We start from the raw sequence: 19,820 nt of genomic DNA, 5'->3' as shown, positions 1-19,820 counted from the left end.
CAGCACGGAGCCGGAGGTCGATGTGAAGGCGCGTTCGCGGACGACGCGGGCCAGGATGCCGATCGTGGCGACGGCGCTGCTCGCGACCGCCGGCATGATCGCGACGGTCGCCGCGAGCTGCGGGGACGGCGCGGGCGCGGCGCCGAAGATCACCACGACCGCGCGGGCGGGCGTGGCGCCCGTCCCGCCGAAGCAGGGCGCCTACTTCGGGGCCTGGGTGCCGCCGGAGGGCACCGGCCTGCCGTCCGGCTCGCCGTCCCCGTCCGCGTCCCCCTCGGACTCGCCCTCGGGTTCCGCGTCCGCTTCGCCCTCCGGTTCACCGACCGGGAAGGACGCCGGCAAGCCCGGCATGGCGCCGGTCGCCGGCTTCGAGCGGCAGCTCGGCCGGCAGCTCGACATCGTGCAGAGCTACCGCGGCTGGAAGAGCGACTTCCCCGGCGCGCTGGAGAAGTCCGTCGCCGGCGGCAACCGCTACCTGCTGCTGACCTGGGCGGGCGCCGACACCCGCGAGATCGTCCAGGGCGAGCACGACGAGCTGATCGAGCGGCGCGCCCGCGCCGTCAAGGCGCTCGGCAAGCCGGTCTTCCTGCGCTGGTCGCGCGACATGGACAAGTCCTCCAACGCGAAGCGCGTCCACTCGGCGGACGACTTCATCGCCGCGTGGAAGCACGTGCGGGAGATCTTCAAGCGGGAGAAGGTCGACAACGTGGCGTGGGTGTGGTGCCCCACCGCCCGCGGCTTCAGCGGTGCGAACGCCGGCTCCTACTACCCCGGCGACGACCAGGTCGACTGGATCTGCGCCGACGCCCAGCCCGGCGGCGACTACGACTACCGCGACCTGTCGGAGGCCGTGAAGCTGTTCATGGAGTGGGCCCGCGGGCGCCGCAAGCCCATCATGATCGCCGAGTTCGGGGTGCCGAAGTCCTACGGCCCGCGCCGCGCCGAGTGGCTCCGCGAGGCGGCCAAGACGCTCCAGGACCCGCAGGTCAAGGCCGTCGTGTACTTCAACTCCGACGAGCAGGCCGAAAGCGCCCGCGACAAGCGCCGCGCCTACTCGGTGGTGGGCGACAAGCACGCCGCCTCCGCGCTCCGGGAGCTCGCGACGACCCCGTACTTCAACCCGCGCAACCTCCCCGTCACCAGCGGCGGATGAGGGTCCCGTAGGGTTTCGCGAGTGAACGCAGTGACGGTACGGGTCCCCGCCAAGGTGAACCTCCAGCTCGGCGTCGGACCGCTCCGCGATGACGGCTACCACGACCTCGTCAACGTGTTCCACGCCGTCTCCCTGTTCGACGAGGTGACCGTCGAACCCGCGGGGAGCCTGGAGGTGCGCGTCCAGGCGGCCCCGCACTCGCGCGTGCCGGTCGGCGGCGTCCCGGCCGGCCCCGGCAACCTCGCCGCCCGCGCGGCGGGCCTCGTCGCCGCGCGCCTCGGCGTCCGGCCGGACGTCCGGCTCCGGATCCGCAAGGCGATCCCGGTCGCCGGCGGGATGGCGGGCGGCAGCGCCGACGCCGCCGCGGCGCTCGTCGGCTGCGCCCGCCTCTGGGACGACCGGGAGCGGCCCGCCCTCACCCGGGACGACCTGATGGAGCTCGGCGCGGACCTCGGCAGCGACGTCCCGTTCGCCGTCCTCGGCGGCACCGCCGTCGGCGTCGGGCGCGGCGAGCGCCTCACCCCCGCCCTCGCCCGCGGAACCTTCCACTGGGTGTTCGCCACCGCCGACGGCGGCCTGTCCACGCCCGCCGTGTACGGGGAGTGCGACCGGCTCCGCGCGGAGGCTGGGGAGGCGGCGACCCTGCCGCGGGTGTCCGAGCAGCTCATGACGGCGCTCGCCACCGGCGACGCCAAGGGCCTCGGCGCCGCGCTGACCAACGATCTCCAGCCGGCCGCGCTGTCGCTGCGCCCGTCGCTGCGCCGCACGATCGACGCGGGGCGCGACCTCGGCGCGATCGGCGCCGTCGTCTCCGGCTCCGGCCCCACGTGCGCCTTCCTGGCCGAGAGCGCCGACGACGCCGCCGAGCTCGCGGACGCGCTGGACGGCGCCGGCGTCGCCGGGCAGATCGTGCGGGCGTCCGGTCCCGTCCCGGGCGCCACGGTCGTATGACAGCGCCGCGGTAGCTGCTTCCGTCACACAAGCGAACTTCCGCCCCATGCCGGGCGTCTCCTACCCGTGACAGCGATTCCCTCCGGCACCGAATCATCCGGCGAGGTGGAGCGATGACGTACCTGTCCGGGCTGATGGGCGTCGTGGCGCTCCTCATGATGGTGACGCTCGTCCTGCTGGCCGTCCGCCGCGACCGGGCACTGCGCCGCAACGCGCCCGAAAGGGTCGTGTCCGGGGACGCGGGCGGGCAGTAGGCTCGCGAGCAGTCCCCCCGGCACCTTCCCCGATAAGGCGGATGCGGATGCTCTCCAGTCTTCTGGTCCTGTTGTTGTTCGGGCTCGTCCTCGCCCTCGTCATCGGGGCCGTCGTCCTGGTGGTGGTCCTCGCCAACAGGTCGAAGCGGAAGGCCGGGACGGCGTACCGGCCGCCGGGCGCCCCCTATCCGCCCTACCCGCCGGGCCAGCAGGGGCAGCAGGGCCCGCCGCCGCCCGGGTACTGATCGCGGGGCCGCGCGGGCGGCGCGGGGAAGGCAATACGCTTGAAGCGTCGTGAATCTGATCAATCTTGAGAACGTCGCCAAGGCCTACGGGCCGTCGCCGCTGCTCGACGGCGTGTCCCTCGGCCTCGACGAAGGCGACCGCGTCGGCGTCGTCGGCCGCAACGGCGGCGGCAAGAGCACCCTCGTGTCCGTCCTCGCGCGCGAGACCGAACCCGACGGCGGCCGCGTCACCCACGCCCGCGGCCTCCGGCTCGGCCACCTGACCCAGCGCGACGCGTTCCCGGACGGCGCGACCGTCCGCTCCGTGGTGCTGGGCGACCGCGCCGAGCACGAGTGGGCGGGCGAGGTCCGCGTCCGCGACATCCTCGCCGGGCTGCTCGCCGACCTCGACCTGGACGCGCCGCTCGCCGGCATGTCCGGCGGCGAGCGGCGCCGGGTCGCGCTGGCGCGGCTGCTCGTCCCCGAGTCCGACCTGCTGCTCCTGGACGAGCCCACCAACCACCTCGACATCGAGGCGATCGACTGGCTGGCCCGGCACCTCAGGGGCCGCAAGGCGGCGCTGCTCGTCGTCACCCACGACCGCTGGTTCCTCGACGAGGTCACCGACCGGACGTGGGAGGTCGTCGACGGGCGCGTCGAGCGCTACGAGGGCGGCTACTCCGCCTACGTCCTGGCCAAGGCCGAGCGGGCACGGATCGCCGCCGCCACCGAGGCCAAGCGGCAGAACCTGCTCCGCAAGGAGCTGGCGTGGCTGCGCCGCGGCCCGCAGGCCCGCACCTCCAAGCCCAAGTTCCGGGTGGACGCCGCGCAGGCCCTCATCGCCGACGAGCCGCCGCTGCGCGACTCGGTGGAGCTGACCCGCTTCGCGACCGCGCGGCTCGGCAAGACCGTCCACGACGTGGAGGACGTGACCGTCGAGCTCGGCGGGCGCGACCTGTTCACCCGCATGACGTGGCGGCTCGGCCCGGGGGACCGGGTCGGCCTCGTCGGCGTGAACGGCAGCGGCAAGAGCACGCTGCTGCGCCTGCTGGACGGGTCCGTCCGGCCCGTCTCCGGGACGGTCGTGCAGGGCAAGACCGTCCAGCTCGCGCATCTGTCGCAGAACCTGGAGGATCTCGACCCGTCCCGGCGCGTGCTGGAGTCGGTCGAGGAGATCCGCGGCCGCGTCACCGTCGGCAAGCGCGAGTGGACGGCGAGCCAGCTCCTCGAACGGCTCGGCTTCCCCGGCGACCGGCAGTGGACGCCCGTCGGCGACCTGTCCGGCGGTGAACGCCGCCGCCTGCAGCTCCTCCGGCTCCTCATGGGCGAGCCCAACGTCCTCCTCCTGGACGAGCCGACGAACGACCTCGACATCGAGACGCTCACCGAGGTCGAGGACCTCCTGGACGGCTGGCCGGGGACGCTCGTCGTCGTCAGCCACGACCGCTACTTCCTGGAGCGCATCACCGACCATGTGGTGGCGCTCCTCGGCGACGGCCGCGTGTCGATGCTGCCCGGCGGCGTCGACGAGTACCTCCAGCGCCGCGCCGCCGGGACCGCGCCCAAGCCCGGCGCCGTCCGGGACGAGCCGGCGCCCGCGCCGCCGAAGCCCAAGGGCGGCGGCCAGGACTGGAAGGCCCGCAAGGAGCTCGACCGCCTCGAACGCCGCCTGGAGAAGCTCGCCGGGCAGGAGGCCCGCCTGCACGAGGAGCTCGCCGCGCACGCCACCGACTACGCCCGGCTCCAGGAACTGGACGCGCGGCTCAAGGAGATCCAGGCCGAGGCCGCCGCGGTCGAGGAGGAGTGGCTGATGCTCGCCGAGGACCTCGGATGACGACCTGGATCGTCGAGACCGGCGAGCCGGGCGACGGTCCGCGCCTCGCGGTCAAGGACGCCATCGACGTCGCCGGCCTGCCGACCACCGCGGGCTGTCAGGCCGTCGCCGAACGCGCCGGACCGGCCGCCGCCGACGCGCCCGTCGTCGCCTCCGCCCGCGCGCAGGGCGCCCGGATCGCGGGCAAGACCAACCTGAACGAGCTGTGCCTGGCCGCCGACGGCGTCAACCCGTGGTCGGGCACGCCGGTGAACCCCCTCGACCCGTCCCGCGTGCCGGGCGGCTCGTCCAGCGGCTCCGCCGTCGCCGTCGCCACCGGCGAGGCCGACGTCGCGTTCGGCACCGACACCTCCGGGTCGATCCGCATCCCCGCCGCGTGCTGCGGCGTCGCCGGGCTGAAGACCACCAACGGGCGCGTCCCCCTGGACGGCGTGTACCCGCTGTCGCCGACGCTGGACGTCGTCGGGCCGATGGGACGCGACGTCGCCGCCGTCGTCCTCGGCATGCGCCTGATCGAACCCGGCTTCACGCCCGTCCTGTACGAGCCGTCGTGGACGATCGCGCGCCTGCGCGTGGACGGCGTGGACCCCGCGATCGACGCCGCCGTCGACGACGCGCTCCGCCGCCTCGGTCCCTTCGCCGACGTGACGTCCGCGCACTACGCCGACGCCGCGACCGCGAACGGGTTCATCATCGGCGACGAGGGGCCGCGGCAGAACGCCCCGCTGCTCGCCGAACCGGAGAAGCTCAGCGGGCGCATCGGGCGGCGCCTCCAGCACCTGATCGACGTCTCCCGCGCGGGGAGGCTCGGCTGGGCCCTCGGCGTCCAGACGGCGATCAGGGCCGAACTGGACGCGATCCTCGCCCGGCACGCCGCGATCGCCCTGCCCGTGCTGCCGTGCGTCGCCCCCGAACCCGGCGAGGAGGACGAGTCCGATCTGGTCCTCACCTCGCTGGCCGGCCAGATCAACGTCGCCGGCCTTCCGGCGTTCGCCCTGCCCGTCCCGCTGCCGGGCTCGCACCTGCCCGCGTCCGTCCAGCTGGTGGGCCCGGCCGGCGGCGAGGAACGCCTCTGCGGCCTGGCCGCCGCCCTGGAAGCCGCCCTCGCCCTTTGAGCGCGGCCCCGGGCCCGGTCACACGTCGAAGGGGACCAGGAGGGTGCGCAGGAGACCGGCGAGGGCCGCCTGCTGGTCGGGGGAGAGCGTCTCCAGGATCGCCTGCTCGCGGCGCAGGAGGTCGGCGAACGCGGCGTCGACGCGGGTCATGCCCGCCTCGGTGAGGCGGACCTGGACGCCGCGCTTGTCCAGCGGGTCGGGGTGCCGCTCCACCAGCCCGGCCGCGGCCAGCCGGTCGATGCGGTTGGTCATCGTGCCGGACGTCACGAGGGTCGCCTTCAGGAGCCGTCCCGGGCTCAGCTGGTAGGGGGCGCCCGCCCGGCGCAGCGCGGTGAGCACGTCGAACTCCCACGACTCCAGGTCGTGGTCGGCGAACACGGCGCGGCGGGCGCGGTCGAGGTGGCGGGCCAGCCGGGACACGCGGCTGAGCACCTGCAGCGGCCGGACGTCCAGGTCCGGACGCTCGGTGTTCCACGCCTCGACCAGCCTGTCGACCTCATCGCGCATGCCGACACCCTACCTGTCTTGATATCGAGAAACAGGGGGCGCCGGCGACCCACCGGACGCCGGCAGGCCAGGATTCTTGACATCAAGATATAGATGCGGCACTATGTCTCTTGATGTCGAGACAAAGTGACGCCGTGTGGGATCCCGTGCAGTACGGGATCTTCAGCGACCAGCGCTCCCGGCCCTTCGCCGAGCTCGTCGGGCGGCTCGGCGGCCCGCCGCCCGCCCGCGTCACCGACCTCGGCTGCGGGTCCGGCGAGCTCACCGCCTCCCTCGCGGCGCGCTGGCCGCACGCGGTCATCGACGCCCTCGACGCCTCGCCCGAGATGATCGCCGCCGCCCGCGAACACGAGATCCCCGGCCGCCTCGGCTTCCGGGTCGCCGACGTCACCGCCTGGGCGCCCGAGCGGCCCGCCGACCTCATCGTCTCGAACGCCGTCCTGCAGTGGGTCCCCGAACACCCCGACCTGCTGCCCCGGTGGGCCGGCTCCCTCACCCCCGGCGGGCGGCTCGCCTTCCAGGTCCCCGGCAACTTCGACGCGCCCAGCCACGTGCTCCTGCGCGAGCAGGGCCGCTCCGCGCGGTGGCGCGGCAAGCTCGGCTCCCTCCAGCGGGACGCGCCCGTCCTCGACCCGGCCGGCTACTTCGACCTGCTCGCCCGCCACGGCTGCGACGTCGACGCGTGGGAGACGACCTACACGCAGGTGCTCCAGGGCGAGGACGCCGTCCTCGAATGGGTCAAGGGCACCGCGCTGCGACCCGTCCTCACCGCCCTCGATCCCGAGGAGGCCGGCGAGTTCCTCGCCGAGTACCGCGAGAGGCTCAGGCGGGCCTATCCCGCCGCCCCCTACGGGACCCTGTTCCCCTTCCGGCGGATCTTCGTGATCGCCACGCGGAGGACCTAGACGGGATGCCGCCCGCCCGCCGGGGGAAGCCACTCGTTCCCCTGCGGTGCCCAACCCGGCCGGACGGGCGGCGTCCGCAGCTCCCGGACTCGCGACCCGAGACCGGCGACCCCTGGCCGGTGGCCGCCCGGACGAACTCCGGACGGCCACCGGTTGCGGCCTGCCGTCACATTGACGGGTCGGCCAGGCCGTCCAGGCCGTCCAGGTCGCGGCGCGCCTTGCGCTGGGCCCTCTCGGCGCGCGCCGCCGCCTTCTCCTCGGCCTTCTCGGCCTTCGCCGCGGCCTTCTCGGCGCGCTTCTCCAGGCGCTCCATCTCCTTGCGGCGCCGGCGCGGATCCAGGGACGGCTTCGGCTCCAGGCCGGACAGCCCGTTCCACGCCAGGTTCACTATGTGCGCGGCGACGTCCTCGCGGCGGGGCTTGCGCACGTCCAGCCACCACTGGCCCGTGAGCGCCACCATGCCGACGAGGCTCTGCGCGTACAGCGGCGCGAACTTGTCGTCGTAGCCGTGCCGGTCGAACTCCTGGGCCAGGATGTACTCGACCTCGCCGGCGATCTCGCTCAGCAGGCTCGCGTAGCTGCCGGTGCCCGTGCCGCCGTGCGAGTCGCGCACTATGATCCGGAACCCGTCCGGATGCTCCTCGATGTACTCCAGGAGCGCCAGCGCGGCCTTCTCCAGCTTGCTCCGGTAGTGGACCGCGGAGTCGAGCGAGTCCGTCACGAGCCGCAGCAGCCGTTCGAACTCCCGGTCGACGACGACCGCGTACAGGCCCTCCTTGCCGCCGAAGTGCTCGTACACCACGGGCTTCGACACGCCGGCCGCCGACGCGATCTCCTCCACGGAGGTGCCGTCCAGCCCGCGCTCGGCGAACAGCGTCCGGCCGATGTCGAGAAGCTGCTCGCGTCGTTCCTTGCCGGTCATCCGCTTTCTGCGGGGCCTGGGAGCGGGTTCTGTCACGGAATCAATTGTGACGGTCAAGCCGCCTGCTTCGTGCGCTTCGTGGCCAGCCTGTCGTGGTTCGGCCACCGGACGTCGTAGGCGAGGCCCGTCTTCTCGAACGCCCAGATGATGCGCGCGCTGATGTCGACCTGGCCCTTGAGCACGCCGTGACGTGCGCAGGTCGGGTCCGAGTGGTGCAGGTTGTGCCACGACTCGCCGAGCGACGGGATGGCCAGCCACCACACGTTGCGGGACTTGTCGCGAACCTCGAACTCCTCCTTGCCGAAGGTGTGGCAGATCGAGTTGATCGACCACGTCACGTGGTGCACGAGCGTGATCCGCACGAAGCCGGCCCAGAAGAGGGCGGTCAGGAAGCCCGTCCACGACATCGTGACGAGCCCGCCGAGCACCGCGGGCAGCAGGAACGACACCGCCACCAGGCCGGGGAACGCGAGATGGATGCGCCGGATGTCGCGGTCGTTCAGCAGGTCCTTGGCGAACCGCTGCTTGGACGTCCGGTTGGCGTCGAACAGCCAGCCGTAGTGCGCCCAGGCCAGCCCCTTCGTCAGTGCCTTCCAGTCGTTGCCGAACCGCCACGGCGAGTGCGGGTCGAAGTCCTTGTCCGAGTGCTTGTGGTGCCGCCGGTGGTCGGCCACCCACGTGATGACCGGCCCCTCGATGGCCAGGCTCCCGGCCAGGGCCATGAAGATCTTCAGGCCGCGCCGGGCCTTGAACGACCCGTGCGTGAAGTACCGGTGGTAGCCGACCGTGATGCCCGCGGCGGACAGCACGTAGAAGACCACCGTGAGCACGACGTCCGTCCAGCCCAGGAACCTGCCCCAGGCGAGCGGTACGGCCGCGAACAGGGCCAGGAAGGGCACGCCGGTGAACACGGCGACGAGCACGCGTTCGGCGTTGCCCTGCTTTTCGGGCGCGAGCTCGGGACGCCGCTGCGGGCGGGGAGGATCCATGGTCGGGGCAGTTGTCATGCGTCACCACTTCCTGCGACTAGGGGCAGCCATACCTACGCTACCGTAACCTACGGATCCGTAAGTTGCCCAGCAGCGAACGGTTTAAACGGCGAGAAACTGCCCTAACGGCCACATAACTCCAGGGTGACCGGGCGCCGGACCTGGCGTTGTGGACGCCCCGGTGACGTTCCTCTCACCAGGGCGAACGCCGCGCGCGAAGCGGACGTTCGCGCGCCGGCCGGCCGTCGGCGGTGCCCTCGCGCGGCTCGGGGACGGGGTGCCCGATAGCGGCGGTTCTACACCGATTCCGGCAAATTGCCCGGTCGTCCGGCCCGGTCGCGGGCCCGCCGCCATCGCCGCAATGAGGTGGGATCACCGGCGCCGGTGTAGGTATCGTTGGGGCCGGTCGGTTCGCGGCTCTGTCCGGATCCGTCTACTCCGATCCGGCGTGGTGTAATTGGCAGCACAAGGGTTTTTGGTGCCCTTAGACAAGGTTCGAGTCCTTGCGCCGGAGCTGACACGGCTGTTCCCGGATGCCGGTCCGGGCGGGCGGCGGGGTGACAGGAGCGGGTCGGGCGGTATCCTGCCCGTATCGGGTCCGCCGTGTGCGATGTCGCAGGTGGGCGGGCTCGTCGTCGATCCCGTCCGCGATGCCGAGGAGCCTCCTTGTGAGCGCTGCGAGCCGCCCGGCCGCCGTCATCGTTCTCGCCGCGGGCGAGGGCACCCGGATGAAGTCCCGTACTTCGAAGGTCCTGCACGAGCTGTGCGGGCGCTCCATGCTCGGCCATGTGCTGGCCGCCGCCCGCGAGCTGGAGCCCGAGCGGCTCGTCGTGGTCGTCGGGCACCGGCGCGAGCAGGTCGTCGCGCATCTCGCCGAGCACGCGCCGGACGCCGAGGCGGCCGTCCAGGAACGGCAGGGCGGCACCGGCCACGCCGTCCGGATGGCGCTGGAGCAGACCGGCGCGCTGACCGGCACGGTCGTGGTCACCAACGGTGACCACCCGCTGCTGCGCGGCGAGACGCTGCTCGCGCTCGTCCGGGCCCACGAGGACGAGGGCAACGCGGCGACCGTCCTGACGACCGAGATGCCGGACGCGACCGGCTACGGGCGGATGGTCCGCGCGGCGGACGGCAGCGTCGCGGCGATCGTCGAGCACAAGGACGCCACCGGCGAGCAGCGCGCGATCAACGAGATCAACGTCGGCATGTACGCGTTCGACGGCGCCCTGCTGGCCGACGCCCTGAAGCGGGTGACCACCGACAACGCCAAGGGCGAGGAGTACCTCACCGACGTCGTGGCGATCATGCGCGGGGACGGCCACCGGGCGGGCGCGCACCTGGCCGCCGACTGGGTGGAGACCCAGGGCGTGAACGACAAGGTCCAGCTGGCGCAGGCGCGCCGGCAGCTCAACGACCGGATCGTCGAGGCCCACATGCGGGCCGGGGTGACGATCATCGACCCGGCGTCCACCTGGATCGACGTCGGGGTGACCGCGGAGCCGGACGCGGAGGTCCACCCGGGGACGCAGCTGCACGGCCGGACGCACCTGGGCGAGGGCGCCCGGGTGGGGCCGGGGTGCACGCTGACCGACACGGTCGTGGGCGCGGGCGCGGCGGTGATCAACGCGGTGTGCGTGGAGGCCGAGATCGGGCCGGAGGCGTCCGTCGGGCCGTACGCGTACCTGCGGCCGGGGACGCGGCTGTCCCGCAAGGCGAAGATCGGCACGTACGTGGAGACCAAGAACGCCGACATCGGCGAGGGCACCAAGGTGCCGCACCTCACGTACGTGGGCGACGCCGAGATCGGCGCGGGCTCCAACATCGGCGCGAGCTCGGTGTTCGTGAACTACGACGGTGTGCGCAAGCACCGCAGCGTCATCGGGTCGCACGTGAAGGTCGGCAGCGACAACATGATCGTGGCGCCGGTGACGGTGGGGGACGGCGCCTACACCGCGGCGGGCTCGGTGATCGTCCAGGACGTCCCGCCCGGGGCGATGGCCGTCGCGCGGGCGCGGCAGCGCAACGTCGAGGGCTGGGTCGAGCGCAAGCGGCCGGGGACCCCGGCGGCGGAGGCGGCCCGCCGGGCGAGGGACGGCGAGGAGGGCGCGCCGTAGCGCGGCGCCCGATGATGACTGCCCCGCGCCCAGGCGGGGATGGGGAGGACAGCGGCGTCTTCCATGAACAACGACAACGACGACAGAGCAACCCGTGCGCCGGACACCTTCGCGGTGCGCGGGGGAAGTGGGGACGACACCCCACGGGTAGGGCACAGTTCCATTGAGGGGGAGTTGTCAGAGGTGAGTGGGATCAAAGCGAGCGGTCAGAAGAAGCTGATGCTCTTCACCGGCCGAGCCCACCCGGACCTGGCCAGGGAAGTAGCCGACAACCTCCATGTCGAGTTGACGCCGACGTCCGCCTACGACTTCGCGAACGGTGAGACGTTCGTGCGGTTCCTGGAGTCGGTCCGCGGCTCCGACGCCTTCGTGATCCAGAGTCACACCGCTCCCATCAATCAGTGGATCATGGAGCAGCTGATCATGGTGGACGCGCTCAAGCGCGCGTCGGCGAAGCGGATCACGGTCGTGGCGCCGTTCTTCGGGTACGCGCGGCAGGACAAGAAGCACCGCGGCCGCGAGCCGATCTCGGCACGGCTGATGGCGGACCTGTTCGTCACGGCGGGCGCCGACCGGCTGATCGCGGTGGATCTGCACACCGCGCAGATCCAGGGCTTCTTCAACGGCCCGGTGGACCACCTGTTCGCGCTCGACCTGCTGGCGCACCACTTCGAGAGCCGGCTGGACACCTCCCAGGTGACGGTCGTCGCGCCGGACGCCGGCCGGGTGCGGGTCACCGAGCGGTGGAGCGACCGGCTGGGCGGCGTCCCGATGGCGATCATCCACAAGAAGCGCGACCCGGACGTGGCGAACGAGGTCAAGGTGTTCGACGTCGTGGGCGAGGTCGCGGGCCGCACCTGCGTCGTGGTCGACGACATGATCGACACCGGCGGCACGATCGTGAAGGCGGCGGACGCGCTGTTCGACCACGGCGCCACGAGGGTCGTGGTGGCCGCGACGCACGGGGTGCTGTCCGGCCCGGCCGTCGACCGGCTGAAGAACTCGCGGATCTCCGAGGTGGTGCTGACCAACACGCTGCCGATCCCGGAGGAGAAGCAGTTCGACAAGCTGACCGTGCTGTCCATCGCGCCGCTGGTCGCCCGCGCGATCAACGAGGTGTTCTCGGACGGCTCGGTGACGAGCCTTTTCGGCGGTCACAGCTAGCGGGCCGGGCGGGTTCGGCGGCGTCGCGCCGCCCTGGGCCCCGGGCGCGGGAGGCCGCCCCGGGGCCCAGGGCAATGCCATGAATGCGCTAAGCTTGTCGAATCCGCGTATGCCCCGGGTCGTTCAGTACGGCGTCGGGACAGGGGCCGTACTCCCCGGGCAACGCAACGAATCTTCGAGGCGCCTGACGCATCGAGCATCGCCTGATTCGCTCTGTCCGCAGCGGACGTCCAGTGCCGGACGGCCGTGGATCGCAACAACGAGGAGTTTTCGCCGTGTCCGAGGTACGCATTGCCGCCGAGCCGCGCACCGAGTTCGGTAAGGGTGCCGCGCGGCGCACCCGCCGGGCCGGCAAGGTGCCCGCCGTCCTCTACGGTCACGGCACCGACCCGCAGCACATCTCGCTGCCCGGTCACGACCTGATGCTCGCGCTGAAGACGCCGAACGTGCTGCTGACCATCGAGGGGCTCGCGGGCGGCGCCGAGCTGGCCCTGCCGAAGGACGTGCAGCGCGACCCGATCAAGGGGTTCCTGGAGCACGTCGACCTGCTGCTGGTGAAGCGCGGCGAGAAGGTCGTCGTGGACCTCCCGGTCAACCTGGTCGGCGACGTCGTCCCGGGCGGCGTCGTGCAGCAGGAGGTCGTCCAGGTGTCGGTGGAGGCCGAGGCGACCCACATCCCGCAGGCCGTCGACCTGTCCATCGAGGGCATCGAGGTCGGCACGCAGGTGCTGGCCGGCGACCTGAAGCTGCCGTCCGGCGTCACGCTGATGCTCGACGCCGAGGCGCTGATCCTGCAGATCGCGGACGCGACCGTGTCCGCGGGCGAGACGGAGGCGGCGGCCGAGGGCGAGGCCGCCGAGGCGCCGGAGGAGGCTCCGGCGGCCGAGGCGGACGAGTCCGCCGAGTAGGTCCGCGGATAGGCGAAGACCGCCGACGGCCCCCGGGGTGTGCGCACCCGCGGGGGCCGTCGGCTGTGAGGAGTACGGGTGAGCGCGGATCTCTGGCTGGTCGTGGGGCTCGGCAACCCGGGGCCGTCGTACGCGAAGAACCGGCACAACGCGGGCTTCATGGTGCTGGACGTCCTGGCGGCACGGGCCGGGGGCCGGTTCAAGTCGCACCGGGCGCGTGCGGACGTGCTGGAAGGGCGGCTCGCGGGCGTGCGGGCGGTGCTGGCGAAGCCGCGGTCCTTCATGAACGAGTCGGGCGGCCCGGTGAAGGGGCTGCTGGACTTCTACAAGGTCCCGGTCGAGCGGCTGGTCGTCGTGCACGACGAGCTGGACATCCCGTTCGGCGCGGTGCGGCTGAAGCAGGGCGGCGGTGACAACGGCCACAACGGGCTGCGGTCGATCACCAGGTCGCTCGGGTCGAAGGACTACCTGCGGGTGCGGTTCGGGGTGGGCCGGCCGCCGGGGCGGATGGACGCGGCGGCGTTCGTGCTGAAGGACTTCTCCGCGGCGGAGCGCAAGGACCTCGACCTCGAGGTCGACCGGACGGCGGACGCGGTGGAGGCGCTGCTGTCCGAGGGGCTGGCCACGGCCCAGAACGTCTTCCACGCGGGGTGACCGGATCCGGCCGCCGCGGACTTCTTTCCGGCTGGTATTCGGACAGGCCGGACGCCGCTTTCGTGCGTGTTCGCCCCCGTTTGTATGCGCTGCGGAGCGGATGACCGCGTTCTGCCCGTGACCACGGCAAAGCGGTCGTAGGATGCACGTCGGACGAGGTTCGGGATACGTGTGAACCTCAGGCGACCTTCAGCCGTCTTCGGTGTGAATCGCGCTGACGGGGCGCGTGTTACAGGGGATTGGTGAGTGGTTTATGGCCGTCGTTGACAAGGTCCAGGCCGAGTCATCGATTCGCCATGAGCAGAAACGCGCGTCCTCGCAGAGCTGGAGCGGATCCTACCGGCGGCTCGCGCTGTGCCTGGACTTCGCCAGCATGCTGATGGCCGGCGTGATCGCCTTCGTGCTGAGGTTCCCGGGCGTCCCGACCGAGCTGAACGCGCCGTACGTGGCGCTGACGGTCGTCCTGCCGGTGGTGTGGGTGCCGACGCTGGTGCTGCCGGGCGTACCAGCCGCGGTACGTGGGCGTCGGCTACGAGGAGTTCCACCGGGTGCTGCGCGCCGGGTTCATCCTGACGGCGACGGTCGCGATCGTGGCGTACGCGACGAAGACCGAGGTGGCGCGCGGCTACGTGGTCATGGCGCTGCCGCTCGGGACCTTCCTGGCCCTGGTGGCGCGGTACCGGCTGCGCAAGTGGCTGCACAAGAAGCGCTGGAACGGCGAGTGCATGCGCCGGGTGGTCGCGGTCGGGCACCGCACGTCGGTGGCCGACCTGATCCGGCTGCTGCAGAAGAAGCGCTACCACGGGATGGACATCGTCGCGGTGTGCCTGCCGCCGGCGCTGGCGTCGGGGGACGACGCGGTCGCCGAGGTGGAGGGCGTGCCGGTGCTGGGCGACTTCGGCCAGGCCGCGGTGGTCGCGGACCGGATCGGCGCCGACTCGGTGGCCGTCCTGGCGTGCCCGGAGATGGACGGGGTGGCGCTGCGGCGGCTGGCGTGGCAGATCGAGCGCAACGACGTCGAGCTGGTCGTGGCGCCGGCGCTGATGGACGTGACCGGCCCGCGGATCTCGATCCGGCCGGTGTCGGGCCTGCCGCTGCTGCACGTGGAGCACCCGGAGCTGGACGGCGGCCGCAAGGTGCTGAAGGGGCTGTTCGACCGGGTCGCGGCGCTCGCCGGGATCGTGCTGCTGAGCCCGCTGATGGCGCTGATCGCGGTGCTGATCAAGCTGTCGGGCAACGGCCCGGTGCTGTTCCGGCAGACGCGGGTCGGGCGCGGGGGACGCGAGTTCACCGTGCTGAAGTTCCGCACGATGGTGCAGGACGCGGAGGCGCGCCGGCTGGAGCTGCTGGCCGCCAACGAGAACGACGGCGTGCTGTTCAAGATCCGGGAGGACCCGCGGGTGACGGCGGTCGGCCGCCGGCTGCGCCGCTACTCCCTGGACGAGCTGCCGCAGCTGTTCAACGTGCTGCGCGGCGAGATGTCGCTGGTGGGCCCGCGCCCGCCGCTGCCGGAGGAGGTCGCGCAGTACGGCGGCGACGTGTACCGGCGGCTGGTGGTGAAGCCGGGGCTGACCGGCCTGTGGCAGGTGAGCGGGCGCTCCGACCTGTCGTGGGAGGAGTCGGTGCGGCTCGACCTGCGGTACGTCGACAACTGGACGCTGGCGCTGGACCTCCAGATCATGTGGAAGACCTGGTCGGCGGTGGTCCGGGGGTCGGGCGCGTACTAGCCCGCCCGGTGGGTGGGACGGCGACCCTGGCGCGCGGTCCCGTCGGGTACGCATGAGAAAGTGGACCGAGCTGACCGATCGAGTCGGGAATGTGGTGCAGGGATGACCAGGGCGGGCGCGGCGGACGACCACGTGCTGGCGGCGGAGCTCGCCGCCACGGCGGGCCGGTTGCTGCTCGGCGTGCGGGACGAGGTGGGCTTCGCGGACGCGCGGGTCCTGAAGGACACGGGCGACCTGCGGGCGCACGAGTACCTCATGGCGGCGCTGGCGGAGCGCTGTCCCGGCGACGCCGTCCTGTCGGAGGAGGGGCGCTCGTCGGTCGCCGGGAAGCGGGCGGAGGGCGACGACCGCGCCCCGACCCGCAACACGGCCGACACGGAGCGGCTCACGGCGGGCCGCGTGTGGATCGTGGACCCGCTCGACGGCACCCGGGAGTTCTCCGAGGAGGGCCGCCGCGACTGGGCCGTCCACGTGGCGCTCTGGGAGCGCGGCGAGGACGGCGCGGGCCGTCTTACGGCGGGGGCGGTGGCGCTGCCCGCGCAGGGCCTGACGCTCCGCACGGACGCGACCGGCGGCGCGGTTCTCGTCCGCGCGGACGAGGGCGCCCCGGACCCGCTCACGGGCGGGCCGGCCGCGGCGCGCGAGGCACCGCCGCGCGAGGTGCCGCTGCACGTCCCGGCGCCGGACGCGGGCAAGCTGCGCATCGCGGTGAGCCGGACGCGCCCGCCCGAGTTCGTGCGGCGGCTCGCCGAGAAGGTGAGCCTCGACGTCGAGCTGGTGCCGATCGGGTCCGCCGGCGCGAAGATCTCCGCGGTGCTGCTCGGCGAGGTCGACGCGTACGTGCACGCGGGCGGCCAGTACGAGTGGGACTCCGCGGCCCCGGCGGCGGTGGCGCTCGGCTCCGGGGCGCACGCGTCCCGGATCGACGGGTCGCCGCTGGAGTACAACCGGGAGGACCCCCGGCTCCCGGATATCCTGGTGTGCCATCCCGTGTCGGCGTCGACGCTGCTGACCGGCATCCGGGACCTGCTGCCCGGCGGGGGGCCGTCCTCCCGCCGAGCATCGTGAACGGCGCCCCGCCCTGACCGTCCGTCCCATGGACGGGACTGATTCGCGGCGGGCGGGCGTTCGATCCGGTGGGAAGGCAAGTGCCCGTCCCGTGCCACCGGTTGCATCTGCCAGAACAGCGTGGAGAGAGCCCCAGACCATGCAGCGTTCCGATTACCTGCTGTCCCAGCTAGACGTGCTCGAAGCCGAGTCGATCCATATCTTCCGGGAGGTGGCGGCCGAGTTCGAGCGGCCGGTGCTGCTGTTCTCGGGCGGCAAGGACAGCATCGTGATGCTGCGGCTCGCCCAGAAGGCGTTCTGGCCGGCGCCGATCCCGTTCCCGGTGATGCACGTCGACACCGGCCACAACTTCCCCGAGGTGATCGAGTTCCGCGACCGGCGGGTCGCCGAGCTCGGCGTCCGGCTGGTCGTGGCGTCGGTGCAGGACGCGATCGACAGCGGCCGGGTCACCGAGCAGAAGGGGCGCCGGGCGTCCCGCAACCGGCTGCAGATCACGCCGCTGCTCGACGCGATCGAGGAGAACCAGTTCGACGCGGCGTTCGGCGGCGCCCGCCGGGACGAGGAGAAGGCCCGCGCCAAGGAGCGGGTGGTGTCCTTCCGCGACGAGTTCGGCCAGTGGGACCCGAAGAACCAGCGCCCGGAGCTGTGGAACCTGTTCAACACGAGGATCGTCCAGGGCGAGCACGTCCGCGTGTTCCCCCTGTCGAACTGGACCGAGCTGGACATCTGGGACTACGTCCGGCGCGAGCAGCTCGACCTCCCGCCCATCTACTTCGCGCACACCCGGCGCGTGTTCGAGCGGGACGGCCTGCTCCTGGACGCCGAGACGGGCTACGCCAACCGCGCCGATGACGAGCCGGAGTTCGAGGCCACGGTCCGCTACCGGACGGTCGGCGACGCGTCCTGCACGGGCGCGGTGAAGTCCGGCGCGGCGACGCTGGACGAGGTGATCGAGGAGATCGCGGCGACGCGGATCACCGAGCGCGGCCAGACCCGCGCCGACGACCGCACCAGCGAGGCCGCGATGGAGGACCGCAAGAAGGAGGGCTACTTCTGATGGCCGGCACGGACCAGGCCGCCGCGACCGGCGCCGCGAAGACCCCGCCCGCGAAGACCATGGACCTCCTGCGGTTCGCCACCGCCGGCAGCGTCGACGACGGCAAGTCGACGCTGATCGGCCGGCTGCTGTTCGACTCCAAATCGATCTTCGAGGATCAGCTGGAGTCGGTGGAGCGCACCAGCAGCGAGCGCGGCGAGGAGTACACGAACCTGGCGCTGCTGACCGACGGGCTCCGGGCCGAGCGGGAGCAGGGCATCACGATCGACGTGGCGTACCGGTACTTCGCGACGCCGCGCCGCAAGTTCATCATCGCCGACACGCCGGGGCACATCCAGTACACCCGCAACATGGTGACGGGCGCCTCGACCGCCGACCTGGCGATCATCCTCGTGGACGCCCGGAAGGGCATCCTGGAGCAGTCGCGGCGGCACGCGTTCCTCACCACGCTCCTCCAGGTCCCGCACCTGGTCGTGGCGATCAACAAGATGGACCTCGTCGGCTACGACCGGGCCGTGTACGAGCAGATCGTGGACGAGTTCACGTCGTTCGCCTCCAAGCTGGAGGTGACGGACCTGACGTTCATCCCGATCTCGGCGCTGCACGGCGACAACGTCGTCGAGCGCAGCGTGAACATGCCGTGGTACGAGGGGTCGTCGCTGCTGCACCACCTGGAGCACGTCCACATCGCCTCCGACCGCAACCTGATCGACGTGCGGTTCCCGGTGCAGTACGTGATCCGGCCGCACGCGTCCACCGACCCCGACCTGCACGACTACCGCGGCTACGCGGGCCAGGTCGCGGGCGGCGTGCTGAAGCCGGGCGACGAGGTCGTGCACCTCCCGTCCGGGCTGACCACGACGATCACCCACATCGACGGGCCGCGCGGGCCGGTCGCCGAGGCGTTCGCGCCGATGTCGGTGACGCTCCGGCTCGCCGACGACATCGACATCTCCCGCGGCGACATGATCGCCCGTCCGAACAACCGTCCCGAGGTCGCGCAGGACATCGACGCGATGGTCTGCTGGATGACCCCGGACCGGACCCTCACCCCGCGGTCGAAGCTGGTCATCAAGCACACCACCCGCACGGCGAAGGCGATGGTGAAGGACCTGCACTACCGCCTGGACGTCAACACCCTGCACCGCGACGAGCAGGCGGAGGGCCTCGGCCTGAACGAGATCGGCCGCATCTCCCTGCGGGTGACGCAGCCGCTGTTCGTGGACGACTACGGCCGCAACCGCCTCACCGGCGGCTTCATCCTGATCGACGAGGCCACCAACAACACCGTCGCCGCCGGCATGATCACCGGCGCGCGCTGACCGGACGCCCCCCACTCCACAACTACAAGGCAGGCCCTCGATGCCCCCATCCGTCGGAGTCGTGCTCCCCACGCACAACCGGCCGGAGCTGCTGCGCCGCGCGCTGGAGTCGGTGCTGGCGCAGGACTACGACGGCGAGCTGCGCGCCGTCGTCGTCTTCGACCGGGCCGAGCCGGACGCCTCGCTCGCGGGCGACCGCGTCGAGGTCATCGCCAACACCCGGGAGCCGGGCCTCGCCGGCGCCCGCAACTCCGGCGTCCTCCACCTGGACACCGACCTCGTGGCGTTCTGCGACGATGACGACCAGTGGCTGCCCGGCAAGCTCACCGCCCAGGTGAAGGCGCTGGAGGGCGAGCCGGACGCGGTGCTGTGCAGCTCCGGCATCCTGATCGACTTCGACGGGCGGCAGCTGCCGCGGCTGGCGGGGACCGGCCGCGTCACCTACGACGCCCTGATCCGCGACCGGATGATGAGCGTCCACTCGTCCACCTACGTGGCGCGCCGGGAGCCGCTCGTCGAGATCGGCATGGTGGACGAGACGATCCCCGGCAGCCAGGGCGAGGACTGGGACCTGGCGCTGCGCGCCGCCCGCCGCCATCCCGTCGTGAACGTGGACGAGCCGTACGTCCGGGTCCTGTGGGGGCTGACGTCGTACTACGCGCAGGCGTGGGAGACGAAGGTGGCCGCGCTGGAGTGGTTCCTGGAGCACTACCCGGAGATCGGCGCCGAGCCGGGGGCCGCCGGACGCGTCTACGGGCAGCTCGCGTTCGGGTGCGCGACGGTCGGCCGGCGCAGGGACGCGCTGCGCTGGTCGGCGCGCGCTCTCAAGGCGAATCCGACCGAGCGCCGCGTCCCGTTCGCCCTCGCGGTGGCGTCCGGCGTCGTCTCGGGAAAGCGCGTCCTGCTCGCCCTGCACACCCGCGGCCGCGGCATCTGACGCGAGGCCGTCCAT

General features: G+C 72.4%; 18 protein-coding genes, 1 tRNA gene and 1 pseudogene. 17 read left to right on the top strand and 3 right to left on the bottom strand.

The window, feature by feature from the left end:
• The first annotated feature begins 22 nt into the window (after positions 1-22).
• The 6 genes from K8Z49_RS19865 (at position 23) to K8Z49_RS19840 (ending at position 5,531) form a co-directional block, all read left to right on the top strand.
• On the top strand, positions 23-1,153 hold the full coding sequence (locus K8Z49_RS19865) for a glycoside hydrolase family 26 protein (protein WP_244938431.1): 1,131 nt from the start codon (positions 23-25) through the stop codon (positions 1,151-1,153).
• A 21-nt stretch (positions 1,154-1,174) separates the two neighbouring features.
• The gene (locus K8Z49_RS19860; RefSeq protein ID WP_024935500.1) at positions 1,175-2,104 is read left to right on the top strand and encodes a 4-(cytidine 5'-diphospho)-2-C-methyl-D-erythritol kinase; all 930 of its coding nucleotides are present in this window, start codon (positions 1,175-1,177) and stop codon (positions 2,102-2,104) included.
• 113 nt (positions 2,105-2,217) lie between these two features.
• Positions 2,218-2,358: a hypothetical protein gene (locus K8Z49_RS19855; protein WP_021596091.1), complete on the top strand. Its 141-nt coding sequence runs from the start codon at positions 2,218-2,220 to the stop codon at positions 2,356-2,358.
• 47 nt (positions 2,359-2,405) lie between these two features.
• The gene (locus K8Z49_RS19850) at positions 2,406-2,603 is read left to right on the top strand and encodes a hypothetical protein (RefSeq protein WP_021596090.1); all 198 of its coding nucleotides are present in this window, start codon (positions 2,406-2,408) and stop codon (positions 2,601-2,603) included.
• Positions 2,604-2,652: 49 nt separating this feature from the next.
• Positions 2,653-4,416: an ABC-F family ATP-binding cassette domain-containing protein gene (locus K8Z49_RS19845; protein WP_075020837.1), complete on the top strand. Its 1,764-nt coding sequence runs from the start codon at positions 2,653-2,655 to the stop codon at positions 4,414-4,416.
• A complete protein-coding gene (locus tag K8Z49_RS19840; RefSeq protein WP_111830165.1) occupies positions 4,413-5,531 on the top strand; it encodes an amidase in 1,119 nt (372 codons plus the stop codon). Before K8Z49_RS19845 ends, K8Z49_RS19840 begins: the two co-directional genes overlap by 4 nt.
• 18 nt (positions 5,532-5,549) lie before the next feature.
• On the opposite strand, the gene K8Z49_RS19835 is transcribed toward K8Z49_RS19840, so the two are convergent.
• Entirely contained in the window at positions 5,550-6,038 is a 489-nt protein-coding gene (locus K8Z49_RS19835) for a MarR family winged helix-turn-helix transcriptional regulator (protein WP_021596087.1), read from the bottom strand.
• 113 nt (positions 6,039-6,151) lie between these two features.
• On the opposite strand from K8Z49_RS19835, the gene K8Z49_RS19830 reads away from it, so the two are divergent.
• Entirely contained in the window at positions 6,152-6,943 is a 792-nt protein-coding gene (locus K8Z49_RS19830) for a trans-aconitate 2-methyltransferase (protein ID WP_075020839.1), read from the top strand.
• A gap of 166 nt (positions 6,944-7,109) precedes the next feature.
• On the opposite strand, the gene K8Z49_RS19825 is transcribed toward K8Z49_RS19830, so the two are convergent.
• The gene (locus K8Z49_RS19825) at positions 7,110-7,901 is read right to left on the bottom strand and encodes a TetR/AcrR family transcriptional regulator (protein ID WP_337959908.1); all 792 of its coding nucleotides are present in this window, start codon (positions 7,899-7,901) and stop codon (positions 7,110-7,112) included.
• 17 nt (positions 7,902-7,918) lie between these two features.
• Entirely contained in the window at positions 7,919-8,872 is a 954-nt protein-coding gene (locus K8Z49_RS19820) for an acyl-CoA desaturase (RefSeq protein WP_024935498.1), read from the bottom strand.
• Between the two features lie 424 nt (positions 8,873-9,296).
• Here K8Z49_RS19820 and K8Z49_RS19815 point away from each other — a divergent pair.
• From K8Z49_RS19815 to K8Z49_RS19770, 10 genes and pseudogenes are all read left to right on the top strand, one after another.
• A tRNA-Gln gene (locus K8Z49_RS19815) sits at positions 9,297-9,368 on the top strand.
• A gap of 154 nt (positions 9,369-9,522) precedes the next feature.
• The gene (gene glmU / locus K8Z49_RS19810; protein ID WP_021596083.1) at positions 9,523-10,968 is read left to right on the top strand and encodes a bifunctional UDP-N-acetylglucosamine diphosphorylase/glucosamine-1-phosphate N-acetyltransferase GlmU; all 1,446 of its coding nucleotides are present in this window, start codon (positions 9,523-9,525) and stop codon (positions 10,966-10,968) included.
• A 183-nt stretch (positions 10,969-11,151) separates the two neighbouring features.
• Positions 11,152-12,132: a ribose-phosphate diphosphokinase gene (locus tag K8Z49_RS19805; protein ID WP_024935497.1), complete on the top strand. Its 981-nt coding sequence runs from the start codon at positions 11,152-11,154 to the stop codon at positions 12,130-12,132.
• A gap of 275 nt (positions 12,133-12,407) precedes the next feature.
• Entirely contained in the window at positions 12,408-13,040 is a 633-nt protein-coding gene (locus K8Z49_RS19800) for a 50S ribosomal protein L25/general stress protein Ctc (RefSeq protein ID WP_021596081.1), read from the top strand.
• Positions 13,041-13,118: 78 nt separating this feature from the next.
• Positions 13,119-13,694, top strand: a complete 576-nt coding sequence (pth, locus tag K8Z49_RS19795) for an aminoacyl-tRNA hydrolase (protein WP_412520212.1) — start codon at positions 13,119-13,121, stop codon at positions 13,692-13,694.
• 253 nt (positions 13,695-13,947) lie between these two features.
• Positions 13,948-15,421, top strand: a pseudogene (locus K8Z49_RS19790) (sugar transferase).
• 102 nt (positions 15,422-15,523) lie between these two features.
• Positions 15,524-16,489: a 3'(2'),5'-bisphosphate nucleotidase CysQ gene (locus K8Z49_RS19785; RefSeq protein ID WP_412520210.1), complete on the top strand. Its 966-nt coding sequence runs from the start codon at positions 15,524-15,526 to the stop codon at positions 16,487-16,489.
• Between the two features lie 139 nt (positions 16,490-16,628).
• Entirely contained in the window at positions 16,629-17,546 is a 918-nt protein-coding gene (gene cysD, locus K8Z49_RS19780) for a sulfate adenylyltransferase subunit CysD (RefSeq protein ID WP_021596076.1), read from the top strand.
• Between the two features lie 59 nt (positions 17,547-17,605).
• Positions 17,606-18,868: a sulfate adenylyltransferase subunit 1 gene (locus K8Z49_RS19775; protein ID WP_024935496.1), complete on the top strand. Its 1,263-nt coding sequence runs from the start codon at positions 17,606-17,608 to the stop codon at positions 18,866-18,868.
• 40 nt (positions 18,869-18,908) lie between these two features.
• Positions 18,909-19,805 (top strand): glycosyltransferase family 2 protein, encoded by an 897-nt coding sequence (locus K8Z49_RS19770; RefSeq protein ID WP_412520208.1) that lies wholly within the window; start codon positions 18,909-18,911, stop codon positions 19,803-19,805.
• The last annotated feature ends 15 nt before the right edge of the window (positions 19,806-19,820 follow it).

This window comes from Actinomadura madurae, assembly GCF_047130825.1.
Lineage (GTDB): Bacteria > Actinomycetota > Actinomycetes > Streptosporangiales > Streptosporangiaceae > Spirillospora > Spirillospora madurae.
The sequence above is the reverse complement of the archived record's forward strand: the minus strand, read 5'-3'. Positions and strand labels throughout refer to the sequence as shown.